This window comes from Dickeya lacustris, assembly GCF_029635795.1.
Lineage (GTDB): Bacteria > Pseudomonadota > Gammaproteobacteria > Enterobacterales > Enterobacteriaceae > Dickeya > Dickeya lacustris.
Window position 1 is genome coordinate 114,088 of the sequence record NZ_CP114280.1, and the last position, 19,830, is coordinate 133,917.

Annotated in this window: 19 protein-coding genes; 13 read left to right on the plus strand and 6 right to left on the minus strand. The window is 51.1% G+C overall.

The genetic code is table 11. The features are described from left to right. Positions 1 to 196: 196 nt before the first annotated feature. Both rimO and O1Q98_RS00515 read right to left on the minus strand, forming a co-directional pair. Positions 197 to 1,600 carry a 30S ribosomal protein S12 methylthiotransferase RimO gene (gene rimO / locus O1Q98_RS00510; RefSeq protein WP_125259726.1) on the minus strand — a complete coding sequence of 468 codons (1,404 nt, stop codon included), beginning with the start codon at positions 1,598 to 1,600 and terminating at the stop codon, positions 197 to 199. Between the two features lie 131 nt (positions 1,601 to 1,731). Further along, complete coding sequence (locus tag O1Q98_RS00515) at positions 1,732 to 2,349, minus strand: glutathione S-transferase family protein (RefSeq protein ID WP_125259725.1); 618 nt, start codon at positions 2,347 to 2,349, stop codon at positions 1,732 to 1,734. 167 nt (positions 2,350 to 2,516) lie between these two features. Here O1Q98_RS00515 and O1Q98_RS00520 point away from each other — a divergent pair, with 167 nt between their 5' ends. From O1Q98_RS00520 to O1Q98_RS00530, 3 genes are all read left to right on the plus strand, one after another. Continuing rightward, positions 2,517 to 3,362, plus strand: coding sequence for a MetQ/NlpA family ABC transporter substrate-binding protein (locus tag O1Q98_RS00520; RefSeq protein ID WP_125259724.1), 846 nt, complete (start codon positions 2,517 to 2,519; stop codon positions 3,360 to 3,362). Positions 3,363 to 3,485: 123 nt separating this feature from the next. Beyond that, positions 3,486 to 4,502, plus strand: a complete 1,017-nt coding sequence (locus O1Q98_RS00525) for a methionine ABC transporter ATP-binding protein (protein ID WP_125259723.1) — start codon at positions 3,486 to 3,488, stop codon at positions 4,500 to 4,502. Then, the gene (locus O1Q98_RS00530) at positions 4,495 to 5,157 is read left to right on the plus strand and encodes a methionine ABC transporter permease (RefSeq protein ID WP_125259722.1); all 663 of its coding nucleotides are present in this window, start codon (positions 4,495 to 4,497) and stop codon (positions 5,155 to 5,157) included. Before O1Q98_RS00525 ends, O1Q98_RS00530 begins: the two co-directional genes overlap by 8 nt. An 84-nt stretch (positions 5,158 to 5,241) precedes the next feature. Here the strand turns inward: O1Q98_RS00530 and O1Q98_RS00535 are convergent, their stop codons facing one another. Continuing rightward, on the minus strand, positions 5,242 to 6,060 hold the full coding sequence (locus O1Q98_RS00535; RefSeq protein ID WP_125259721.1) for an alpha/beta fold hydrolase: 819 nt from the start codon (positions 6,058 to 6,060) through the stop codon (positions 5,242 to 5,244). 684 nt (positions 6,061 to 6,744) lie between these two features. Here O1Q98_RS00535 and O1Q98_RS00540 point away from each other — a divergent pair. Then, a complete protein-coding gene (locus O1Q98_RS00540) occupies positions 6,745 to 7,956 on the plus strand; it encodes a serine hydrolase (protein WP_125259720.1) in 1,212 nt (403 codons plus the stop codon). A 67-nt stretch (positions 7,957 to 8,023) separates the two neighbouring features. Here O1Q98_RS00540 and deoR read toward each other — a convergent pair whose 3' ends face one another. Both deoR and O1Q98_RS00550 read right to left on the minus strand, forming a co-directional pair. Further along, entirely contained in the window at positions 8,024 to 8,803 is a 780-nt protein-coding gene (deoR, locus tag O1Q98_RS00545; protein ID WP_125259719.1) for a DNA-binding transcriptional repressor DeoR, read from the minus strand. 508 nt (positions 8,804 to 9,311) lie between these two features. Next, positions 9,312 to 11,000, minus strand: a complete 1,689-nt coding sequence (locus tag O1Q98_RS00550; protein ID WP_125259718.1) for an aspartate:alanine antiporter — start codon at positions 10,998 to 11,000, stop codon at positions 9,312 to 9,314. Positions 11,001 to 11,368: 368 nt separating this feature from the next. Between O1Q98_RS00550 and O1Q98_RS00555 the strand changes: the two genes are divergently transcribed. Continuing rightward, the gene (locus O1Q98_RS00555) at positions 11,369 to 11,740 is read left to right on the plus strand and encodes an inner membrane protein YbjM (RefSeq protein ID WP_125259717.1); all 372 of its coding nucleotides are present in this window, start codon (positions 11,369 to 11,371) and stop codon (positions 11,738 to 11,740) included. Positions 11,741 to 11,828: 88 nt separating this feature from the next. Here the strand turns inward: O1Q98_RS00555 and O1Q98_RS00560 are convergent, their stop codons facing one another. Continuing rightward, positions 11,829 to 12,083 carry a GrxA family glutaredoxin gene (locus O1Q98_RS00560; protein ID WP_125259716.1) on the minus strand — a complete coding sequence of 85 codons (255 nt, stop codon included), beginning with the start codon at positions 12,081 to 12,083 and terminating at the stop codon, positions 11,829 to 11,831. Between the two features lie 351 nt (positions 12,084 to 12,434). On the opposite strand from O1Q98_RS00560, the gene nfsA reads away from it, so the two are divergent. The 8 genes from nfsA to O1Q98_RS00600 all read left to right on the plus strand — a co-directional run bounded on the left by nfsA (position 12,435) and on the right by O1Q98_RS00600 (position 19,771). Then, positions 12,435 to 13,157, plus strand: a complete 723-nt coding sequence (gene nfsA / locus O1Q98_RS00565; protein ID WP_125259715.1) for an oxygen-insensitive NADPH nitroreductase — start codon at positions 12,435 to 12,437, stop codon at positions 13,155 to 13,157. A gap of 12 nt (positions 13,158 to 13,169) precedes the next feature. Then, positions 13,170 to 14,072, plus strand: coding sequence for a 30S ribosomal protein S6--L-glutamate ligase (gene rimK, locus O1Q98_RS00570; RefSeq protein ID WP_125259714.1), 903 nt, complete (start codon positions 13,170 to 13,172; stop codon positions 14,070 to 14,072). Positions 14,073 to 14,164: 92 nt separating this feature from the next. Next, complete coding sequence (locus tag O1Q98_RS00575) at positions 14,165 to 14,644, plus strand: YbjN domain-containing protein (RefSeq protein ID WP_125259768.1); 480 nt, start codon at positions 14,165 to 14,167, stop codon at positions 14,642 to 14,644. A 380-nt stretch (positions 14,645 to 15,024) separates the two neighbouring features. Continuing rightward, positions 15,025 to 16,134, plus strand: coding sequence for a spermidine/putrescine ABC transporter substrate-binding protein PotF (gene potF, locus O1Q98_RS00580; protein ID WP_125259713.1), 1,110 nt, complete (start codon positions 15,025 to 15,027; stop codon positions 16,132 to 16,134). A 119-nt stretch (positions 16,135 to 16,253) separates the two neighbouring features. Next, entirely contained in the window at positions 16,254 to 17,387 is a 1,134-nt protein-coding gene (gene potG, locus O1Q98_RS00585) for a putrescine ABC transporter ATP-binding subunit PotG (RefSeq protein ID WP_125259712.1), read from the plus strand. A gap of 56 nt (positions 17,388 to 17,443) precedes the next feature. After that, the gene (gene potH, locus O1Q98_RS00590; RefSeq protein ID WP_423201729.1) at positions 17,444 to 18,361 is read left to right on the plus strand and encodes a putrescine ABC transporter permease PotH; all 918 of its coding nucleotides are present in this window, start codon (positions 17,444 to 17,446) and stop codon (positions 18,359 to 18,361) included. Beyond that, a complete protein-coding gene (potI, locus tag O1Q98_RS00595) occupies positions 18,358 to 19,203 on the plus strand; it encodes a putrescine ABC transporter permease PotI (RefSeq protein ID WP_125259710.1) in 846 nt (281 codons plus the stop codon). Before potH ends, potI begins: the two co-directional genes overlap by 4 nt. Before the next feature lie 94 nt (positions 19,204 to 19,297). After that, positions 19,298 to 19,771 carry a YbjO family protein gene (locus tag O1Q98_RS00600; protein ID WP_164512998.1) on the plus strand — a complete coding sequence of 158 codons (474 nt, stop codon included), beginning with the start codon at positions 19,298 to 19,300 and terminating at the stop codon, positions 19,769 to 19,771. The last annotated feature ends 59 nt before the right edge of the window (positions 19,772 to 19,830 follow it).

Consider the following 19,830-nt stretch of genomic DNA (forward strand, 5'->3'; position numbering starts at 1 on the left):
TCCACCTGAAGATGAGAGTCATCATAAAATGCCATGTCATCAGGCAAGGCTACTTGAGCTGTGGAAGTGACGCAAGGTGAAGTGTCTGGAAGTGGGGAGTGTTGGTGTTTTTTTCATCATCGGCATTGCCGTGATGGTCGGTTGCTAACCGGTCGGACAGCGTCCAACCGGTTTTTCCGATGCGGGCAGCGGCCGGTTAGACGCGCGTTCCCCACAGGTCATATTCATCGGCGTGTTCGATTTTAACTGTTACCCAATCGCCCACTTTCACACCGGTTTCGCCATTTAAGTAAACCGCGCCGTCGATTTCAGGGGCATCGGCTACGCTGCGGCCAATAGCGCCTTCTTCATCGACTTCATCGATGAGCACCGTCAGTGTCCGTCCTATTTTTGCCTGCAAGCGTTGGCTTGAGATCTGTTGCTGTACCTGCATAAAGCGATGGTAGCGATCTTCTTTTATCTCTTCCGGCACTTGATTCGGGAGTTCATTCGCCCGCGCGCCTTCTACCGGGCTATAGCGGAAACAGCCTACGCGATCTAATTGGGCCTCTTGCAGGAAATCCAGCAGCATTTGGAAGTCTTCTTCCGTTTCGCCGGGGAAGCCGACAATAAAGGTCGAGCGCAACGTGAGATCCGGGCAGATTTCTCGCCAGCGTTTGATGCGCTCGAGCGTGCGCTCAACCGCGCCTGGGCGTTTCATCAGTTTCAGGATTTTCGGGCTGGCATGCTGTAGCGGAATATCCAGGTACGGCAGGATTTTTCCTTGCGCCATCAGCGGAATGACGTCATCAACATGCGGATAGGGGTAAACGTAGTGCAGACGCACCCATAAACCTAGCGTTGATAGCTGCTCACACAGGCTCGCCATGCTGGTTTTTACCGGCTGGCCGTTCCAAAAGCCGGTACGGTGTTTGACGTCGGCACCGTAGGCAGAGGTGTCCTGAGAAATCACCAGCAGTTCTTTAACGCCGGCATCGGCAAGCCGTTTGGCTTCATCCAGCACCGAACCGATAGGGCGGCTGTCTAAATCACCACGCATGGAAGGAATAATGCAGAACGTACAGCGGTGATCGCACCCTTCAGAAATCTTGAGATAAGCGTAATGGCGAGGCGTGAGCTTAACGCCTTGGGCCGGAATCAGGCTGGTAAACGGGTTATGTTCTGGTTTCGGCACGTAATGGTGAACATGGTTGAGTACCTGCTCATAACTGTGCGGGCCGGTAATCTCCAGCACTTTCGGGTGAACTTCACGAATCTGGTTCTCTTTGGCACCGAGACATCCGGTGACGATCACTTTGCCGTTCTCATTGAGCGCTTCGCCAATCGCTTCCAGAGATTCCTGTACCGCACTGTCGATGAAACCGCAGGTATTAACAATGACCAAATCGGCATCGTTATAGCTGGGCACCACCTCGTACCCTTCGGTACGCAATTCCGTCAGGATACGCTCCGAATCCACCAGATTTTTCGGGCAACCGAGGCTGACAAAGCCTATTTTGCGAGACGAATCTGCGCTCGTGTGGGCGGGCTGTTCGCCAAGCGCCTTTTGTGGAGCAGATAGCGTGGTGGTTTGGGTTGGATCGAAGGTGTTAACAGTCATAGTGTCTCATACATCGGGTTGGGGCGGAAAAATGCGGCGGATTATACCTGAATCATCATCAGGAAACAGTCCCGGTTGCTGAGAAAATGTTCAGCAATCCGAGTGCTGTTACCGCCGAAATCTGTTTTGAGTTAGCTCAGGGGCAGCATGACGGTTTGGCGAAATGCCTCGCGTTCGGTTAACTGTTGATACCAGCGTGCCAGATGTGGCATGGATTGCCGTTGAATCGGCAGATTAAACCACCCATACGCCAGGCACCCTAAAGGAATATCGCCCAGTCCGAACGTTGCGCCGGAAAGCCATGGTTGGCTGGCGAGTACGCCATCGGCGATGGCAAAGAGCGCCTCACATCCGGTGATGCCTTCCTCAATCGCCGCCGGATTGCGTTGCTCTGCGGGCGTGCGTATTAAATTGATGAAAACCTTTCTGTAGGGTTCATTGAACGCCATCGCCCAGTCCAGCCATTTATCGATAGCTGCCTGCACTTTAGGCTCGGCGTGATAAAAACGTCCCTGGCCGTATTGTGCTGACAAATAGCGGACAATCGCGTGAGACTCCCACAATATCAGTTCATCATCCTGTATACAGGGCACCAGCCCATTCGGGTTCAGCGCTAAATAGCGTGGCTCACGGTTGCCGCCAAACTGTCCACCGGTTGGGATAAGTTCATAGGGAAGCCCTAACTCCTCGGCACACCAGCGGACTTTCTTCACATTGGTTGAATTATCCCGGCCCCAAATTTTTAGCATACGGTCACTCCTCTCTCATGGCGCGGTGTCAGCCGTATGCGACGAATCCGGCTGACACCGCGCGGGACACGGCAAACAGAAATATTGATATAGCTTTTTTCTATTTACCAATCTGGCTGATATTTCCAATAATAACCGCTAATTATTAGCAGACAGGATAATAATACATGACATTCTCCCCTTCACTGCGTACTGCTTTGGCGGTAGCGTTGCTTGCCTCAGGGATTTCCGCCGCATTCGCACAAAGTGACCCGAAAACCATAGTGTTTGGTGTGGCTCCGGGCCCGTATGGTGACATGGTGAATCAGGCGATAAAACCGGAGCTGGTTAAAAAGGGCTATAACGTGGTGGTGCGTGAATTTAGTGACTATGTTCAGCCCAATCTGGCGCTATCAAATGGCAGCATCGACGCCAACTTGTTCCAGCATTCGCTTTATCTGGAAAAATTCGCTGCGGATAAAGGGCTTAAAATCACTCGCCTTATTACCGTTCCAACGGCCAGCATGGGGTTTTATTCGCGGAAAATCACCTCGCTCGATCAACTGAAAACAGGCGATGTCATCACGTTGTCGAATGATCCGACCAACCTTGCGCGCGGTCTGCGCTTTTTGCAGTCGTTAGGGCTCATCACCATTAAGCCAGGTATTGATGCTACCAAAGCGTCAGAAAAGGATATTCAGGATAATCCGCGCGGTCTGGTCTTTAAGCCGCTGGAGGCAGCACAGTTGCCGCGCACGCTTGATAGCGTCACGGCATCACTGGTTAACGGTAATTTTGCCATTGCTGCCGGGATAAAACTGGCATCGGCAATAAAACTGGAAACGCTGGATGAAAACCTGAAAAACGTGATTGCTGTGCGCAGTGACGATGTGGAGAAACCGTTCGTCAATGACATCAAGGCTGCCGTTACGTCGGCATCGTATGCCGCAGTGATCAATGACCCGGCCACCATGTTCAGCCAGTTTCAGCGCCCGGATTGGATGACTGCCACTACCCCAGCACCCGCGCAATAACCGCGTCTATGGGTGAAGTGATGAAGGGCGACGTGCCTGATTTGTCGTCATTCTTTCATTTAGGCAAGCCGGTCGTTGACCGGCTTGTTGTTTTTTGCTGCGTCATCAGGAGTCACCACGACCATGATTGAGCTGAAAAATATCAGCGTCTCTTTTCCCGGAGCCAAGAGCGCCGGAGAGCGGGCTGTAGCGGATGTTTCGTTGTGTATTCAACGAGGCGAGATCTACGGCATTGTTGGGGCGAGCGGTGCAGGGAAAAGCACGCTGCTGCGTACGATTAATGTGCTACAGCGACCCGATAGCGGACAGGTTTGGGTTAATGGCGTGCAGATCGGTGCGTTACGCGGTGAGGCGTTACGCGTTGAACGCCAAAAGATAGGCATGATCTTTCAACATTTTAATCTAATGCAAACGCGCTCCGTGGCGCAGAACGTCGCATTCAGCCTGAAAGCAGCGGGCCAGCCGGCATCGGTAATCGCACAACGTGTGCCTGAGATTCTGGCGATGGTGGGGCTGGCAGATAAAGCGCATATGTACCCGTCACAACTCAGCGGTGGCCAAAAGCAACGGGTGGGCATTGCCCGCGCGATAGCCAATCATCCAACGGTCTTGCTGTGTGATGAGCCCACCTCCGCGCTCGATTTGGAAACCTCTGCGTCTATTCTGGCGCTGCTGAAGGAGATTAATCAGAAACTGGGTATTACCATTGTGCTCATCTCCCATGAGATGAACGTCATCAAGGCGATTTGTGATCGCATGGCGGTAATGACCGGTGGGCGCGTGGTGGAAGAAGGCGAGGTGTTCGACATTTTCGCCATGCCTCGGCATGCCTTTACCCGGCAATTGGTGGCGCATACGCTCAATCTAGCGCTACCGAGCCGCTTGCAACAGGAGTTAAACGGCACGTTGCTGAAGATTTTGTTTATTGGCGAGTCAGCCGAGCAGCCGGTGTTGTCGGATGTTGCCATGCGCTATGGCGTTTCGGTGAATATTTTACATGGCAAGATTGAATACATCGGACACCGTGCGTTAGGCGTATTAGTGGCGTTATTGACACACCCGGAGAATCATCAGCGGGTACATGATGCCGTTGCCTATATTCAGCAAAAAACCGCGCGGGTGGAGGTGTTGCATGGCTGAGTTGATGACGGATTTACTCTCGGCATTTGGTGAAACATTCCAAATGGTCGGGATTTCTACCCTGTTTGCGTTACTCGGCGGTTTACCGCTTGGCTTTTTGATTTATGTAACCGACCGCCATCTGTTCTGGGAAAACCGCATTCTCTACCTGTCGGGTACCTTACTGGTCAACATTATTCGCTCCGTACCCTTTGTGATTCTGCTGGTGCTGTTATTACCGTTAACGCAGTTTTTACTGGGGAATACGATTGGGCCTGTCGCGGCGTCGGTGCCGATGTCCGTTGCGGCTATCGCATTTTACGCCCGATTGGTAGACAGCGCATTGCGTGAGGTTGACCCCGGTATTCTGGAGGCGGCACAAGCGTTTGGCGCAAGCCCGATGCGAATTATCTGTACCGTGCTGTTGCCCGAGGCGCGCGCTGGCCTGCTGCGGGGGCTGACGATTACGCTGGTTAGTCTGATTGGTTATTCCGCTATGGCGGGGATTGTCGGCGGTGGTGGCGTTGGCGACTTGGCTATCCGTTTTGGCTACTATCGTTATGAAACGCAGGTGATGGTGGTCACGGTCATTGCTTTGGTGATATTGGTGCAGGTTGTTCAGGTGCTGGGTGACTGGCTGGCGAAACGTGCAGATAAGCGTGAACGCCGCCGATAAATCAATTAGGTAAATTGATTATTTCATGGTGAAACCATTATGCCGTCGGAGTCGATTCCCGACGGCATACCTGGCGAAAATCAGTCAGGCAAAAAAGGAAATAATTCTCTCGGCAACCTGTTTGGCCGCTCTTCTGTTTTCCAGGTCAAGAAAATGCCCGGCTTCAGGGATTGTGCTAAATTTACATGACTTAATATATTTCTCCATCTTCTTAATATCATCAGCCGTGGTGTACTCGTCGTTTTCACCATTGAGGAAAAGTATCTCGGCATTAATGTCTTTGAAGATTTCTATGTAATTTTCTTCTTTTAATGTCAAAACCTGATCGATATGAAAATTGACTTGTTGAAATGCAAATTCGCTCATTGAGGAAATATGTTTAAGGTTGATGTGCTTTAGTAATGGCGGGAGGAATTTACCGACTTCATTATTGAGTAATTCAGCGGCGCTTTCAAAATTTTTCGAGTGGATATAATAACGGGCCTGTTCTATATAATCGCGCATTTTATCATTGAGGTGGGCAGAAAATGACGCGATAACAGCCTTCTTGATTTGCCGTGGCTTGTTAGACAACGCGAGCATGGATGAGAGGCCGCCCCACGATATGGACAGAATGTGGTCTGGCTCGAAGGTGTCAATCAGGTGAAGCAAGATATTAACCTCGTCATGCTTGGTAATAACGCGATCCAGCCGATTATAAGGTAAGGAATCGCCAATAAATGGTAAGTCAAATAAGATGATGTTAAATCTTCCCGATAAGTTCTTAACTGTATTTTTGAATGCAGCCGTTGTTGATAGGGCTCCATTCACCATAATAATGGTTTCATGAGCAGGGTCTGAAATATGCTTTTCGACATAAACCTTCCATGAGTCATAGGTGACAATGCATTTTTCTATAGGCATGATAAATTCCTTTTTTTGCCCGGCCAAAGCATGGCACTATTGTTAGATCATGTTAGTGGTGAAAAATAACCGAACTAATAGAACCCCTCTGAGAACCAGAAGGCATATGATCTTTTCCTTGTTGTAAATATATTGACACAGTTAATTTAACACATCATTTGTGGGGAGATAAATGCCACCTAAATTATTCGCATCATTTAACTTCCTAAAAATAAATAATGTATTAAAAATGTTGGACTAAGTACGAAGCAAAGAGTTTTTTATAAGTAATTTTAATGTTTTCAGTCGGTGAGCATGGCTGTCACGCCCTGTGGTGGAGGAAACGAGGGGATTCGTGGCGGCAGCCAGCGAATGTGACTGGGCATGGGGCAGGGGAGTCCGTCATCGGGCTGTGAGCCAACTCGTCTGCACTGAGAACCGGCGTTTTTTTGGCACCATTTATTTGACACTACTTCTTTGATACTACTTCTTTGACACAGCGGCTTTGACTCGGTGATTCCCGTTTGCGGTTGATGAGGCGCAATCGGGGGGGCGACAAGTCAGAATGTGCTGATTTTTTCTTTTCTTTGACGAATTTTACCGACTGGACGATGTTATTCACGTCTGGCTGCGGCTACCTTATTGTGGTGGCATCGGCTAACTCGATGGATACTCTTATATTTTTACTACCCTTGGATAGCGTACATGAAAACAGTGACATCTTTCATCGACCGGGGACGTAACCCGCTGGCAGTGACGACGCTCCTGCTGCTGGCGCTCTCTCCGGCACTGCGAGCAGAGCAAATGACGCCTGCACCGCAAATTGATGCCAACGCATTTATTTTGATGGATTTTGCCAGCGGTAAAGTGCTTGCGGAGTCGAATGCGGATACCCGGCTTGACCCGGCCAGCCTGACCAAAATTATGACCAGTTATGTGGTGGGGCAGGCGGTGAATGTGGGCAAGATTAAACCTGACGATAAAGTGACCGTGGGTAAGGATGCCTGGCCGACAGGCAATCCTGCGCTGCGTGGTTCATCCCTGATGTTTCTCAAGCCCGGCGATCAGATACCGGTGTCTTCGCTGAATAAAGGGATGGTGATTCAGTCGGGTAATGATGCCAGTATTGCGCTGGCCGATTATGTCGCGGGCAGTCAGGATGCTTTTGTCAGCCTGATGAATCAGTATGCCGAGCGCCTGGGTCTGAAAAATACCCACTTTCTTACCGTACATGGGCTAGATACGCCGGGCCAATATAGCACTGCGCGTGATATGGCGATGTTAACTCAAGCGATGATTCGTGACGTGCCGGAAGAATATGCCCTGCATAGCGAGAAAGAGTTCACCTTCAATAATATCCGCCAGCCTAATCGCAACCGCCTGCTATGGAGTAGTAGCCTACGCGTTGACGGCGTGAAGACCGGCTATACCGATGGTGCCGGACACAGTCTGGTTGCTTCAGCGGTGGATAATGATATGCGGCTGATTTCCGTGGTGTTGGGTGCGCCTTCTGATTCTGTGCGTTTTCGTGAAAGCGAGAAACTGCTGACCTGGGGATTCCGTTTTTTTGAAACGGCGACGCTAGTTCGCCACGATACGCCTTTTACCACGCAGCGCGTATGGATGGGCCGCGTTAATCAGGCCAAACTGGGCGTGGCGAATGATGCCGCGATAACCTTACCCAAAGGGCAGGCTAAGAACCTCAAAGCCAGCTTTACGCTCAATCAGGCGCAATTACAGGCACCACTAGCGAAAGGCCAGGTGGTGGGCAGCATCGAATTTCAGCTTGATGGCAAACGGATTGATGAGCGTCCCTTGGTCGTGATGGAGGAGATACCACAAGCCGGTTTTCTCGGGCGATTGTGGGATCGCATCCTGATGACGCTGTCCGGCTGGTTTGGTGGCATATGGGGGTAGGGCTGACGCCGCCCTGAGGAGACGGGTCTCTTCAGGGGTCATGCTATCAGCCTCATGGCCTCATCAGTCAGTTAGAGGGCGCCACCAGTTGGATATTGTGGGTTTTCAGGTGCTGAAGGTAGCCGACATCGGGTTGGTCGTTGGTGATGAGGGTGTCGAAGAGCGTGAGCGCGCCGATTCTGGCGGGTTTGCGCTTACCAAATTTTGTGCTGTCTGCAACCAGAATCACCTGCTGAGATAGCGACATAGCACGATGTTTCATCACCAGTTCGGCAAAGTTGAAGCAGGTAGCGCCTGCCTGTAAATCAATGCCGCCTGCGGAGATAAATGCCTTATTCGGGCAGATCTGATCGAGTTCGTGCTTATGGCCTAACGGCGTGAAAATGGCATTATCCGGGTGGAATTCACCACCGCATAAGATGACCCGGCTATTGGGTTTCTCCTGAAGTGCCAGAAACGTATTGAGGGAGTAGCAGATACCGGTAAACGGTAGATCCTCATCAATGGCGGCGATGATAAAAGCGGTGGTGGTGCCGCAGTCGAAGAATATGGTGTCGTTAGGCTCAACGCAGCTTGCCGCCAGCTCGCCAACGACCGTTTTCTCCACCACGTTTTTCGTCTGCTGATCGGAAACAATGTAACTGGTCGCCCCGGCGCTGGCTTTTAAATCTGACACCACATAGCCGCCAAGCAGCACCACAGCGGCGTCTGGCTGGGCGCTCAGGTCACGTCGTACCGTCATTTCTGATACGCCAAGCAGTTGTGCCGCATCTTTGAGGTGCAGTTTGTCGGCTTTTTTTAAGGCCTGGGCGAGTTTATTGAGCCGTGCTGCTCGACGCGTTTCCATGGTTTTCCTCATAAGGCGGCTGGTAGGCCAGGTTTCCTGATGCAAACTTTGACAACACATTCGGCAACGCTTCATGGCAATAGCCTGAATCGTATAGCCTAATGAGAAAAAAGTGGTATGCACCGAGGGTAGTTGACCGCAGGCAATGTGCTGAGTGAACAGCAGATGGGGTATTAATATAACCTTCATAAAGAGCAAGGCGCAAATCCATCGAGCAAATGTTATAAAGCGGTAAGATTTATTAGGCAGGCTAATTAAGCGGCTAAAAAATAAAACGGCGTTGATAGTGTGCCGCGCGGTTGCTGGATAACCATCGCTAGAATAATCATAGCCAGAATAGCCATAGCCAGAAAAGAAAATGCCCATCGTTCTTGAACCTTACCGGCGTGAACGATGGGCTACTCAATTTAGAGAGATCAAAGAAAAGCAGTGGCATATAGTCAGACTATGCCCTGAAGAAAAAGTTCGGCATCGTCTGAAAAAAATTGACGCTAATTTACACAGTGAGTTATCCCGGCAATTGCGGCCAGATAACGACTATCAGCGAACCTGCCAATGTGAGTAGCACGTTGGCGATAGCGTAAGTTCCGGCATAGCCTAGTGCCGGAATATTACTGCGTGCGGCATCGCTGATGATTTCCATGGCAGGCGCGCATGTACGGGCCCCCATGATGGCGCCAAACAGTAGTGCCCGGTTCATGCGCAGCACATAGGCGCCAAACAAAAAGCACACCACTACAGGAAAGAGGCTAACCAGCAGCCCGGATAACACCATCTGAATACCGATTTCACCGAAGCTGTGATTGATGGTGCTGCCTGCGCTTAAACCTACGCCGGCCATAAACACCATTAAGCCAAACTCTTTTACCATGTTCAGCGCACCTTGAGGGATATAGCCGAATGTCGGGTGGTTTGCGCGCAGAAAACCGAGCATGATGCCGGAGAACAACAGCCCGGCTGCATTGCCAATGCCAAAGGAAAAACTACGGAACTGGAATGTCACCAGACCAACCATGATACCGATGATGAAAAAAGCGCAAAATGCCAACAGGTCAGTCACCTGGCTGTGAATCGAGATAAAGCCAATGCGGTCAGCAACGCTTTTGACCCTGCGCGCATCGCCGCTGACCTGAAGCACATCGCCCTTATTGAGCACAACGCCGTCATCTATCGGCATTTCTATCTGGCTGCGCACGATGCGGTTGAGGAAACAACCGTGATCGGTCAGTTTCAACTGGCTGAGACGTTTTCCCACCGCATTATGGTTTTTCACCACGATTTCTTCCGTCACAATTCGCATGTCGAGTAAATCGCGCTCAAACACCTCTTTACCATCACGAAAGTTAGGGTTTAGGCGGGCATGGGCATCCGGATAGCCCACCAGCGCTATCTCATCACCCAGTTGCAGCACCGCATCACCATCGGGCGTTGCCAGAATACCATTGCGGCGAATCCGTTCGATATAACACCCCGTCTGGCGATAGATACCAAGCTCACGCAGGTTTTTGCCATCGGCCCAGGCAACCAGCTCCGGGCCAACGCGATAGGCGCGGATAATCGGCAGGTAAATTTTACGCTGGCTATCCGCATCCAGGCCACGCTCGCGAGCGATTTGCTGGGCGCTGGTAGGCAAATCCTGGTGCTGTAATTTGGGCAGGTAGCGCGCACCAAAAATCAAACTGACCAGGCCGACCAGATACGTCAGCGCGTACCCGAGACTGAGTTGCTCTTGGGCTATCGACAATGATGGGCCAAGCGTGAGGGTATTGCGTAATGTGTCTCCTGCACCAACCAGTACCGGCGTTGAGGTCATTGAACCGGCCAACATCCCAGCAGTAAGGCCGATTCCCCAGCCAAACAACTTGCCGAGTAGCAGCGCAATCAACAGCGCGCTACTGACCATCACCAACGCCAGCATCAGGTAATTCTTGCCATCGCGAAAAAAAATGGAAAAAAAGTTCGGGCCTGCTTCTACGCCGACACAAAAGATGAACAGCATAAAACCTAGATTGAGCGCTTCGGTATTGATAGCGAAATGCTGTTGGCCCAACAGCAGTGAAACCACTAAAACTCCAATGGAATTGCCGAGTTGAACAGAGCCGAGCCGCAGCTTACCAAGGCAGAGCCCCAGACAGAGAACTACGAACAGCAGCAAAATGTAATTCCCGTTTAACAAATCAGCGACGTTTATATTCATGGAATGTAACTTGTTGTTTACTGGTAAATTATTGATATAAAAAATATTTTGGACTAAATTTACCCCATCGTGGGGCGAGTGTCATGTTTGTCTGTATGGCACGTTAACCAGCGCGGTTTAATAACAACGATGAGTGGCTGCTGCGATGATTGAGCGAGTGTGGCGGTTTATTGGCAACACATCTGATTTAGTGCGGCCATTTTAGAGATTTCTCCGGCGGACAACCAGCCGCTGATACGGATAAATCGTATCGATGCTGGCTTTTCGCGTCATCAGGGATACATGCCGTATCACGTAGCAACGCCGTGAAGGATACGAAAAATGTAACGCCCAGTGCAGCGACTTAGGGGTAATTCGGGGAGACTAACATGACAGGTAGCAGAGGGTGGTTGGGGGTTGTTAGCTGTTTTGTCTTGTTTATGCTGGTGTTTTTAAGCCAGAAGATGCGCATTGTCAGCGCGTCGCTGGATGAGGGGTTGCGTGGCGATCCCGGCATGTTGCTCTTTTTATTGCCGGGTATGGTATCCAGTTATCTCTCGCGTAACCGGCGCTTACGCTATCCACTGGCTGGTGCGCTGGTCGCCATGCCGGTGTGTTTGCTGATGTTACAGTTATGGCAGTTTTCACGAATATCATTCTGGCAGGAACTGGCTTATGTCAGTAGCGCGGTGTTTTGGTGCCTGCTGGGGGTCTTGGTGTTTTTATTCTTGCGAGCGGTCAGTCGGCATTACTTCTACTGATAGCCGTTGATATCGCGGCTGCGTGCTGTGGCGTGACGTCTGATTTGATAACAGACAGGCGCTGATGCGCCTGTCGTGCGCAGGATGATTAAAGCAAATGCTCGCGGGCATAGGCTTCAAAATCGGTGCAGCCGCCGATGTGTTTTTCATCCAGAAAGATTTGAGGCACGGTTTCTACCGGTTTACCCACGGTTTTGGAGAGATCATCCTTAGTGATCCCTTCGGCATGGATATCAACATAGCGGTAATTGAAGTCATCACGCTCGGCAGTAAGCTTTTCTGCCAGCTCTTTAGCTCTGACACAATAAGGGCAACCTGGGCGTCCGAAAATGACTGCGTACATACTAACTCCTTGGTTTTTAATGCGTTAAGAAGGCACTTGCAATGTCATGTATCTTCTTAGTGTATAAGATTTTTCGCCAACTGCGTTACTATGCCTGTCATGATAGTCGAGTGAAAGTCATGATTGCCTGTTATATCGATTCGTTTTCTCTATCTTTGCGCATGATTTGTCGTTTATTTGCGCGTGACTCGCGGTGCCCGCTCTAGCCAAAACCTTGGTGCCAATCTATCACTGGCATATAATTACGGATGTGCCAGATAAACCGCTGACGTCTTGATCGGCCGGTTTATGCTTCGCGGCGACGACGCCGAGGACATGTCATCTCACAGGCTGCTTTTAGGGAAACTCAACGTGACGCCAACTATTGAATTATTACGCCAGCACCGCTCTATTCGGTCTTTCACCGATCAACCACTCAGCCATGAGCAACGTGAGGCTATTATTGCCGCTGCGCAAAGCGCCTCGACGTCGAGTTTTTTGCAGTGCAGCTCCATCGTGCGTATTACGGATAGCGTGTTGCGCAATCAATTAGTGCAGTTAACGGGTAATCAGCCTTGGGTGGGGCAAGCAGCGGAGTTTTGGGTGTTTTGCGCTGATTTTCATCGTCATCAACAAATTTATCCTCAAGCGGAAGTCGGATTGGCAGAGCAACTGTTGCTTGGCTGTGTGGATACCGCACTGATGGGGCAAAATGCCTTAATCGCCGCAGAGTCCATGGGGCTTGGTGGCGTGTTTATTGGCGGTATTCGTAATCATATTGCACAAGTGACTACGCTGTTGGCATTACCACAGCAGGTGCTGCCGCTATTTGGGCTGTGTCTTGGCTATCCTGATGCCCGGCCCGATCTTAAACCGCGTTTGCCCGCCGGATTAGTGGTACATGAGAACCAGTATCAACCGCTTGACCGGGCGCTGTTGGCGGACTATGACCAACACATTGTTGATTATTATCGTCATCGCGACAGCAACCAGCGCATGGAAAGCTGGAGTGAGCAAATTCGACGGATATTAAGTCAGGAGCGTCGTCCGTTTATGCTGGACTATTTGCATCAGCAGGGCTGGGCCACCCGATAGCCCTGGAGCGCTATGAAAATTGCGATTTTGTCACAGGATGGGTCGCTCTATTCCTGTAAGCGGTTATGCGAAGCGGCACAGGCGCGCCAGCACAGCATCGATGTCATTAACCCGCTGTCTTGCTACATGAATATTAATTCGGCTGCGCCGTCTGTTCATTATCGCGGTCAACAGCTTGCGCATTATGATGCGGTAATCCCACGCATTGGCTCCTCCATCACCTTTTATGGCACGGCGGTACTGCGTCAGTTTGAGATGCTGGGCAGTTTCGTGCTCAACAATGCGATTGCGGTGATCCGGGCGCGCGATAAATTGCACTCGCTGCAATTACTGGCCCGCCAGGGCATCGATTTACCGATCACGGGATTTGCCCATTCGCCGGATGAGACGGCGGATCTCATCAAGATGGTGGGGGGCGCGCCACTGGTGGTCAAATTAGTGGAGGGAACGCAAGGGATTGGCGTGGTGTTGGCAGAGACACAGCAGGCGGCAGAAAGTGTTATCGATGCGTTTCGCGGGTTGAATGCCCATATTTTGGTGCAGGAGTATATCAGTGAAGCGCATGGCAAAGATTTACGCTGTCTGGTGATCGGCGAACGCGTGGTCGCCGCAATAGAGCGGCAGGCCAAACCGGGGGATTTTCGCTCCAATCTGCACCGAGGCGGTTCGGCAAACCGCGTTCGTATCACGCCGCAAGAGCGCGCAATTGCGGTTAAGGCTGCAAAAACATTGGGACTCAGTGTTGCGGGTGTTGATATACTGCGCTCTGCACGAGGCCCGCTGGTTATGGAAGTCAATGCCTCGCCTGGTCTTGAAGGGATTGAAACCACAACCGGGCTTGATATTGCAGGGATGATGATTGAATACATTGAGCAGCATCCCCGGGTCTCTGCGCACACCGGAACTAACCGATGAGTGTGCGTATCGGTGCTGTTGCTGCTGCGCGAGATGGCAACCTGTTGCCATGCGCCAGATTTTTTATCATTGATGAATATGAGGCGGTCAAGATGGATTCAATCATCGTCCCTGATTTGAATGTGCTACGGCGGTGGCTGGATCAATTGGGTATTATTTATTTTGAGTGTGATTCCTGTCAGGCATTACATCTCCCCCATATGCAGAATTTTGATGGCATATTTGATGCCAAGGTAGACATGGCCGATAGCGTCATTCTTTTCTCCGCGCTGGCGGAAGTTAAACCGACGGCGTTAATTCCCCTGTCAGGCAACCTTAGCCAAATTAACGCCAGTTCGCTGACAGCCAAAGCGTTTCTGGACATTCAGGATGATAATCTGCCAAAGCTGATTGTCTGCCAGACCTTTAGCGCGGGGGCCGGTATCACGCTTGAGCAATTCCGTCATTTTATGGAACAGGCAGAGCAGCAAATTTCCATGGTGATTATGGAAGCCAGCGCCAATAATCTGCTGTTTTTGGGTGATGAGGAAGATAGCCCTGCTGGTGTCGTTAGCAGCTCAAGTTTGCATTGATTACGTTGTGGATCAATGACTGACCATCGGCTTTTCTTATTTTTAATCAACCGCATTTAATGCGGTTTTTTTCATTTTTTATACTATGTTTAACTGCGTTTGCGTCGTAAGAACGTAGCACATAGATAAAATGTGAATAAATAATCGATAAAACCCGTTTTTTCTATTCCGGTCTGGTACGCGCGTAGCTGTGAGGTTATGCTTTATTTCTATAGGGTGCCGGTTGCAACGTGGTGTCAGGTTGCGCAGTGACGATATCCGGTGGGTGCATAGTCATTCACCTGTTGTCATGTCGGTTATCTAAAAAGATATGCACGCCGTGTTCACGGATTGTGCTTTAACCCACCTGTATTCACCCCCTGGTATGGAGGAAGGAACGGATGTTCACCCAACGTAAAAAATGGTTTTCGGGTGTTTTAGCCGGCTTGATGATGGCCGCGTCCGTCACCGCATCTGCGGAAGAGAAAACGCTGCACGTCTATAACTGGTCTGACTATATCGCCCCGGACACACTGGAGAATTTCCAGAAAGAGAGCGGTATTAAAGTTGTGTATGACGTGTTTGACTCCAATGAAGTGCTGGAAGGCAAATTAATGGCTGGCAGCACAGGGTTTGATCTGGTGGTGCCTTCGGCCAGTTTCCTCGGACGCCAAATCAGCGCAGGTGTTTTTCAGCCGCTGGATAAAAGTAAGCTGCCCAATTATAAAAACCTTGATCCTGAATTGATGAAGCTGATTGAAGAGCACGATCCGGGTTATAAATATGCCGTGCCTTACCTGTGGGCGACCACCGGTATTGGGTATAACGTCGAGAAAGTCAAAGCCGTCTTGGGTAAAGACGCGCCAGTCAATAGCTGGGATTTGGTGCTGAAGCCAGAAAATCTGGAAAAACTGAAAAGCTGTGGGGTTTCGTTTTTGGATGCCCCCGCAGAAGTGTATGCCACGGTGTTGAATTATCTCGGCAAAAACCCTAATAGCGCTAATGAGTCGGACTACACCAAAGACGCAACAGACTTGTTGCTGAAGCTGCGGCCAAATATTCGCTATTTCCACTCATCCCAATACATCAATGATTTGGCCAACGGCGATATCTGTGTCGCGATTGGCTGGGCTGGCGATGTGCTTCAGGCCTCTAACCGTGCCAAAGAAGCGAAAAACGGCGTGAATATTAGCTACAGCATCCCGAAAGAAGGGGCGCTGGCTTTCTTTGATGTGTTCGCCATTCCAAAAGATGCGAAAAACCTCGATTCCGCTTATCAGTTCCTCAATTACCTGCTTAAGCCAGAGGTGATTGCCAACGTCAGTAACCATGTTTACTACGCCAACCCTAACAAAGAGGCAACGGCGCTGGTCAAAGACGAAGTGCGTAATAACCCGAATATCTATCCACCCGCAGATATTCGCGCCAAGCTGTTTACGCTCAAGGTGCAATCACCGAAGATTGACCGTGTGATTACACGCTCGTGGACCAAGGTAAAAAGCGGGAAATAACCGTAAGCCTTGATGCCACTTTATAGCAAACAGGCGGCTTAACCCCGCCTGTTTGTGTTATTTGTGTCGCCGTCACGTGACGGCGGCTTTGTTCTGCTTTTGCCGGAGAGCAATATTAAGTGAACGACGCGATCCCCCGTCCCCAGGCCAAATCCCAGAAAGCGGCGACGCCACTGCTGGAAGTGCGCAATCTGACCAAATCGTATGAGGGTCAGTTTGCGGTTGATGATGTCAGCCTGACCATTTACAAGGGCGAGATTTTTGCCCTGCTTGGCGCTTCTGGTTGTGGCAAATCTACGCTGTTACGCATGTTGGCCGGTTTTGAACAGCCAACGCAGGGGCAAATTGTATTAGATGGGCAAGATTTGTCGCTGGTTCCTCCTTATCAGCGCCCCATCAACATGATGTTTCAGTCCTATGCGCTGTTTCCCCATATGACGGTGGAAAAAAACATTGCGTTTGGTTTGAAACAAGACCGACTCTCGCGTGGCGAAATTAAAGATCGCGTCGAAGAAATGCTCACGCTGGTACACATGCAAGAGTTTGCTGCTCGCAAGCCGCATCAGCTTTCCGGCGGTCAGCGGCAGCGCGTGGCGCTGGCGCGTAGCCTGGCGAAGCGCCCGAAACTGTTATTGCTTGATGAGCCCATGGGCGCGCTGGATAAAAAACTGCGTGACCGTATGCAACTGGAAGTGGTGGATATTCTGGAGCGTGTCGGCGTGACGTGCGTCATGGTGACGCACGATCAGGAAGAAGCGATGACCATGGCCGGGCGTATTGCCATTATGAATCGCGGTAAATTCGTGCAAATTGGTGAGCCCGAAGAGATTTATGAAAACCCGACTTCGCGTTTCAGTGCTGAGTTTATCGGCTCGGTTAATATGTTTGAAGGCATTCTGACCGAGCGTCAGGATGATGCCTTGATTCTGCAAAGTCCGGGGCTGATTCATCCACTCAAAGTCAACACCGATGTCTCGGTCGTCGATGGTGTGCCGGTGCATGTAGCGCTGCGCCCGGAAAAAATCATGCTGTGTGATGATGTGCCAGCGGAGGGTTTCAACTTTGCGGTGGGCGAAGTGGTGCATATTGCCTATCTTGGCGATCTTTCTATTTATCACGTGCGTTTGAACAGCGGGCAGATAATCAGCGCGCAGTTGCAAAATGCCGATCGCTTTCGTAAAGGCTCGCCGACCTGGGGCGATGAAGTGCGCCTGTGCTGGGATGCGGATAGCTGTGTGGTGCTGACGGTGTGATGGGGGAAGAGGCTATGGCAATGTTATCTGAACAACATGAACCACCGGGCCAGCCGATGAGTCCATGGCGTGCTGCACTGGCGCGCTTGCGTCTGGCGCACGGGCGCAAATGGGTGATTGTGTTTCCCTATTTGTGGCTGCTGTGCCTGTTTATGCTGCCATTTCTGATTGTGTTCAAAATCAGTTTTGCAGAAATGGCCCGCACCATTCCGCCATACACGGATCTGTTGGCCTGGGCGGATAACCGTTTACAGATAAGCCTGAATATCGGCAATTACCTGCAATTGTTATCAGACCCGCTGTACATCGATGCTTACCTGCAATCGCTGAAAGTCGCGGCAATATCCACATTGTGCTGTCTGGCGGTGGGATATCCGATGGCGTGGGCGGTGGCACATAGCAAGGCATCTACCCGCAATATTTTGTTATTGCTGGTGATTTTGCCGTCATGGACGTCATTTCTTATCCGCGTCTATGCCTGGATGGGCATATTGAAAGACAACGGCATATTAAATAATTTCCTGACATGGCTTGGCGTTATCGATCAACCGCTGGTGATTCTGCATACCAATCTGGCGGTGTATATCGGCGTGGTTTATTCCTATCTGCCATTTATGGTGTTGCCGATTTATACCGCGCTGACGCGGCTGGATTATTCGCTGGTCGAAGCCTCGCTAGACCTGGGCGCGCGCCCGGTGAAGACCTTCTTCAGCGTGATTGTCCCGCTGACGCGTGGCGGTATTATTGCAGGTTCCATGCTGGTGTTTATCCCGACCGTCGGGGAGTACGTTATCCCTGAGCTGCTGGGCGGGCCGGATAGCATCATGATTGGCCGTATTCTGTGGCAAGAGTTTTTCAATAATCGCGACTGGCCGGTGGCTTCAGCGGTGGCGATGGTGATGCTGATTCTGCTGATTGTGCCGATAATCTGGTTCCATAAACATCAGAATAAAGCGGCGGAGGATCAGGCATGAATCATTTACCGGTTGTGCGTTCGCCGTGGCGGACGCTGATCCTGGTGTTGGGATACAGTTTTTTGTATGCCCCGATGCTGATGTTGGTTATCTATTCCTTTAACAGCTCGCGGCTGGTTACGGTATGGGCAGGCTGGTCTACCCAGTGGTATAGCGCACTGTTTGAAGACTCCGCCATGATAAGTGCGGTGGCGCTTAGTCTGACCATTGCCGCTGCGTCGGCCACGATGGCGGTGGTACTGGGCACGCTGGCGGCGGTAGTGATGGTGCGCTTTGGCAATTTCCGGGGTTCCAACGGCTTTGCCTTTATGCTGACGGCCCCGCTGGTCATGCCGGATGTGATTACCGGTTTGTCGCTGCTGCTGCTGTTTGTCTCGCTGGCGCAAGCGATCGGTTGGCCTGCCGAGCGCGGTATGCTGACTATCTGGCTGGCGCATGTGACCTTCTGTTCGGCTTATGTCACGGTGGTGATTAGCGCCCGCCTGCGTGAACTGGATCGCTCTATTGAAGAAGCGGCGATGGATCTCGGTGCGACGCCGCTAAAGGTGTTTTTTATTATTACCGTACCGATGATAGCGCCCGCGTTGATTTCGGGCTGGCTGTTGGCCTTTACGCTGTCGCTCGATGATCTGGTGATAGCAAGCTTCGTCTCCGGCCCCGGCGCAACCACCTTACCGATGCTGGTGTTCTCCAGCGTGCGCATGGGGGTTAACCCGCAGATCAACGCACTGGCATCGCTGATCCTTCTGGTCGTTGGCATCATCGGGTTGATTGCCTGGTGGTTTATGGCCCGCTCAGAAAAACAGCGCCAACGCGATGTGCAAAAGGCCCGGCGCGGTTAACCGTCACAAAAGACGAACGCGATAGCGCGAGTATTTGCCAATTCCCACAACGCCGCCATACTTTTTGGTGGCGTTGTCATTTCTGGGGGCAAACATGCAGCACATCAAGCGAGAGGTTCTGCGGCGCAGCCTGTTTGCGCCGGTCGCGGTGATGGTGGCGGGGTCGGCCATTATTGCCACGCGTTGTTTGAGTGTGATGTTAACTATCAGCGAGCTTGGAATGAGCGGATTTGGTGGTTGGCTAAGTAGTAACGCCCGACAGTGGGACAGTACCATGGTGTTGCTGGCCGCATTGCTGGTGCTGTGCGTGGAAATTCGGTGTGGGTTCGCGGTGCTCAGTGGTATTAACCGGGGGCGATGGTGTTTTTTGCTGACGCAGTGCCTGGTCACGGTCTATATGCTGCTGGCTTCGCTGATGGAGTTTCTGCCACCTATTTTTCATGTCAGCGGTGAAGGGCCTGCCGAGGTGTTAAATCAGTTAATTATGCAGCGTTTACCGGATTTTTTACTGATTTTGCTGCTGTTTGTTCCCCGGCGTAGTCAGCGTTTTTTTATGCACCATCCGTAACTTTATCTGAAGGGAGTGATACAATCAGCCCCCGTTTTTATCCTGATGATTGACAGTAA

Excerpts from the sequence above, each read along its gene's own strand:
- rimO (WP_125259726.1), bottom strand. The coding sequence starts at position 1,600 with ATGACTGTTAACACCTTCGATCCAACCCAAACCACCACGCTATCTGCT.
- O1Q98_RS00515 (WP_125259725.1), bottom strand. The coding sequence starts at position 2,349 with ATGCTAAAAATTTGGGGCCGGGATAATTCAACCAATGTGAAGAAAGTC.
- O1Q98_RS00520 (WP_125259724.1), top strand. The coding sequence starts at position 2,517 with ATGACATTCTCCCCTTCACTGCGTACTGCTTTGGCGGTAGCGTTGCTT.
- O1Q98_RS00525 (WP_125259723.1), top strand. The coding sequence starts at position 3,486 with ATGATTGAGCTGAAAAATATCAGCGTCTCTTTTCCCGGAGCCAAGAGC.
- O1Q98_RS00530 (WP_125259722.1), top strand. The coding sequence starts at position 4,495 with ATGGCTGAGTTGATGACGGATTTACTCTCGGCATTTGGTGAAACATTC.
- O1Q98_RS00535 (WP_125259721.1), bottom strand. The coding sequence starts at position 6,060 with ATGCCTATAGAAAAATGCATTGTCACCTATGACTCATGGAAGGTTTAT.
- O1Q98_RS00540 (WP_125259720.1), top strand. The coding sequence starts at position 6,745 with ATGAAAACAGTGACATCTTTCATCGACCGGGGACGTAACCCGCTGGCA.
- deoR (WP_125259719.1), bottom strand. The coding sequence starts at position 8,803 with ATGGAAACGCGTCGAGCAGCACGGCTCAATAAACTCGCCCAGGCCTTA.
- O1Q98_RS00550 (WP_125259718.1), bottom strand. The coding sequence starts at position 11,000 with ATGAATATAAACGTCGCTGATTTGTTAAACGGGAATTACATTTTGCTG.
- O1Q98_RS00555 (WP_125259717.1), top strand. The coding sequence starts at position 11,369 with ATGACAGGTAGCAGAGGGTGGTTGGGGGTTGTTAGCTGTTTTGTCTTG.
- O1Q98_RS00560 (WP_125259716.1), bottom strand. The coding sequence starts at position 12,083 with ATGTACGCAGTCATTTTCGGACGCCCAGGTTGCCCTTATTGTGTCAGA.
- rimK (WP_125259714.1), top strand. The coding sequence starts at position 13,170 with ATGAAAATTGCGATTTTGTCACAGGATGGGTCGCTCTATTCCTGTAAG.
- O1Q98_RS00575 (WP_125259768.1), top strand. The coding sequence starts at position 14,165 with ATGGATTCAATCATCGTCCCTGATTTGAATGTGCTACGGCGGTGGCTG.
- potF (WP_125259713.1), top strand. The coding sequence starts at position 15,025 with ATGTTCACCCAACGTAAAAAATGGTTTTCGGGTGTTTTAGCCGGCTTG.
- potH (WP_423201729.1), top strand. The coding sequence starts at position 17,444 with ATGAGTCCATGGCGTGCTGCACTGGCGCGCTTGCGTCTGGCGCACGGG.
- potI (WP_125259710.1), top strand. The coding sequence starts at position 18,358 with ATGAATCATTTACCGGTTGTGCGTTCGCCGTGGCGGACGCTGATCCTG.
- O1Q98_RS00600 (WP_164512998.1), top strand. The coding sequence starts at position 19,298 with ATGCAGCACATCAAGCGAGAGGTTCTGCGGCGCAGCCTGTTTGCGCCG.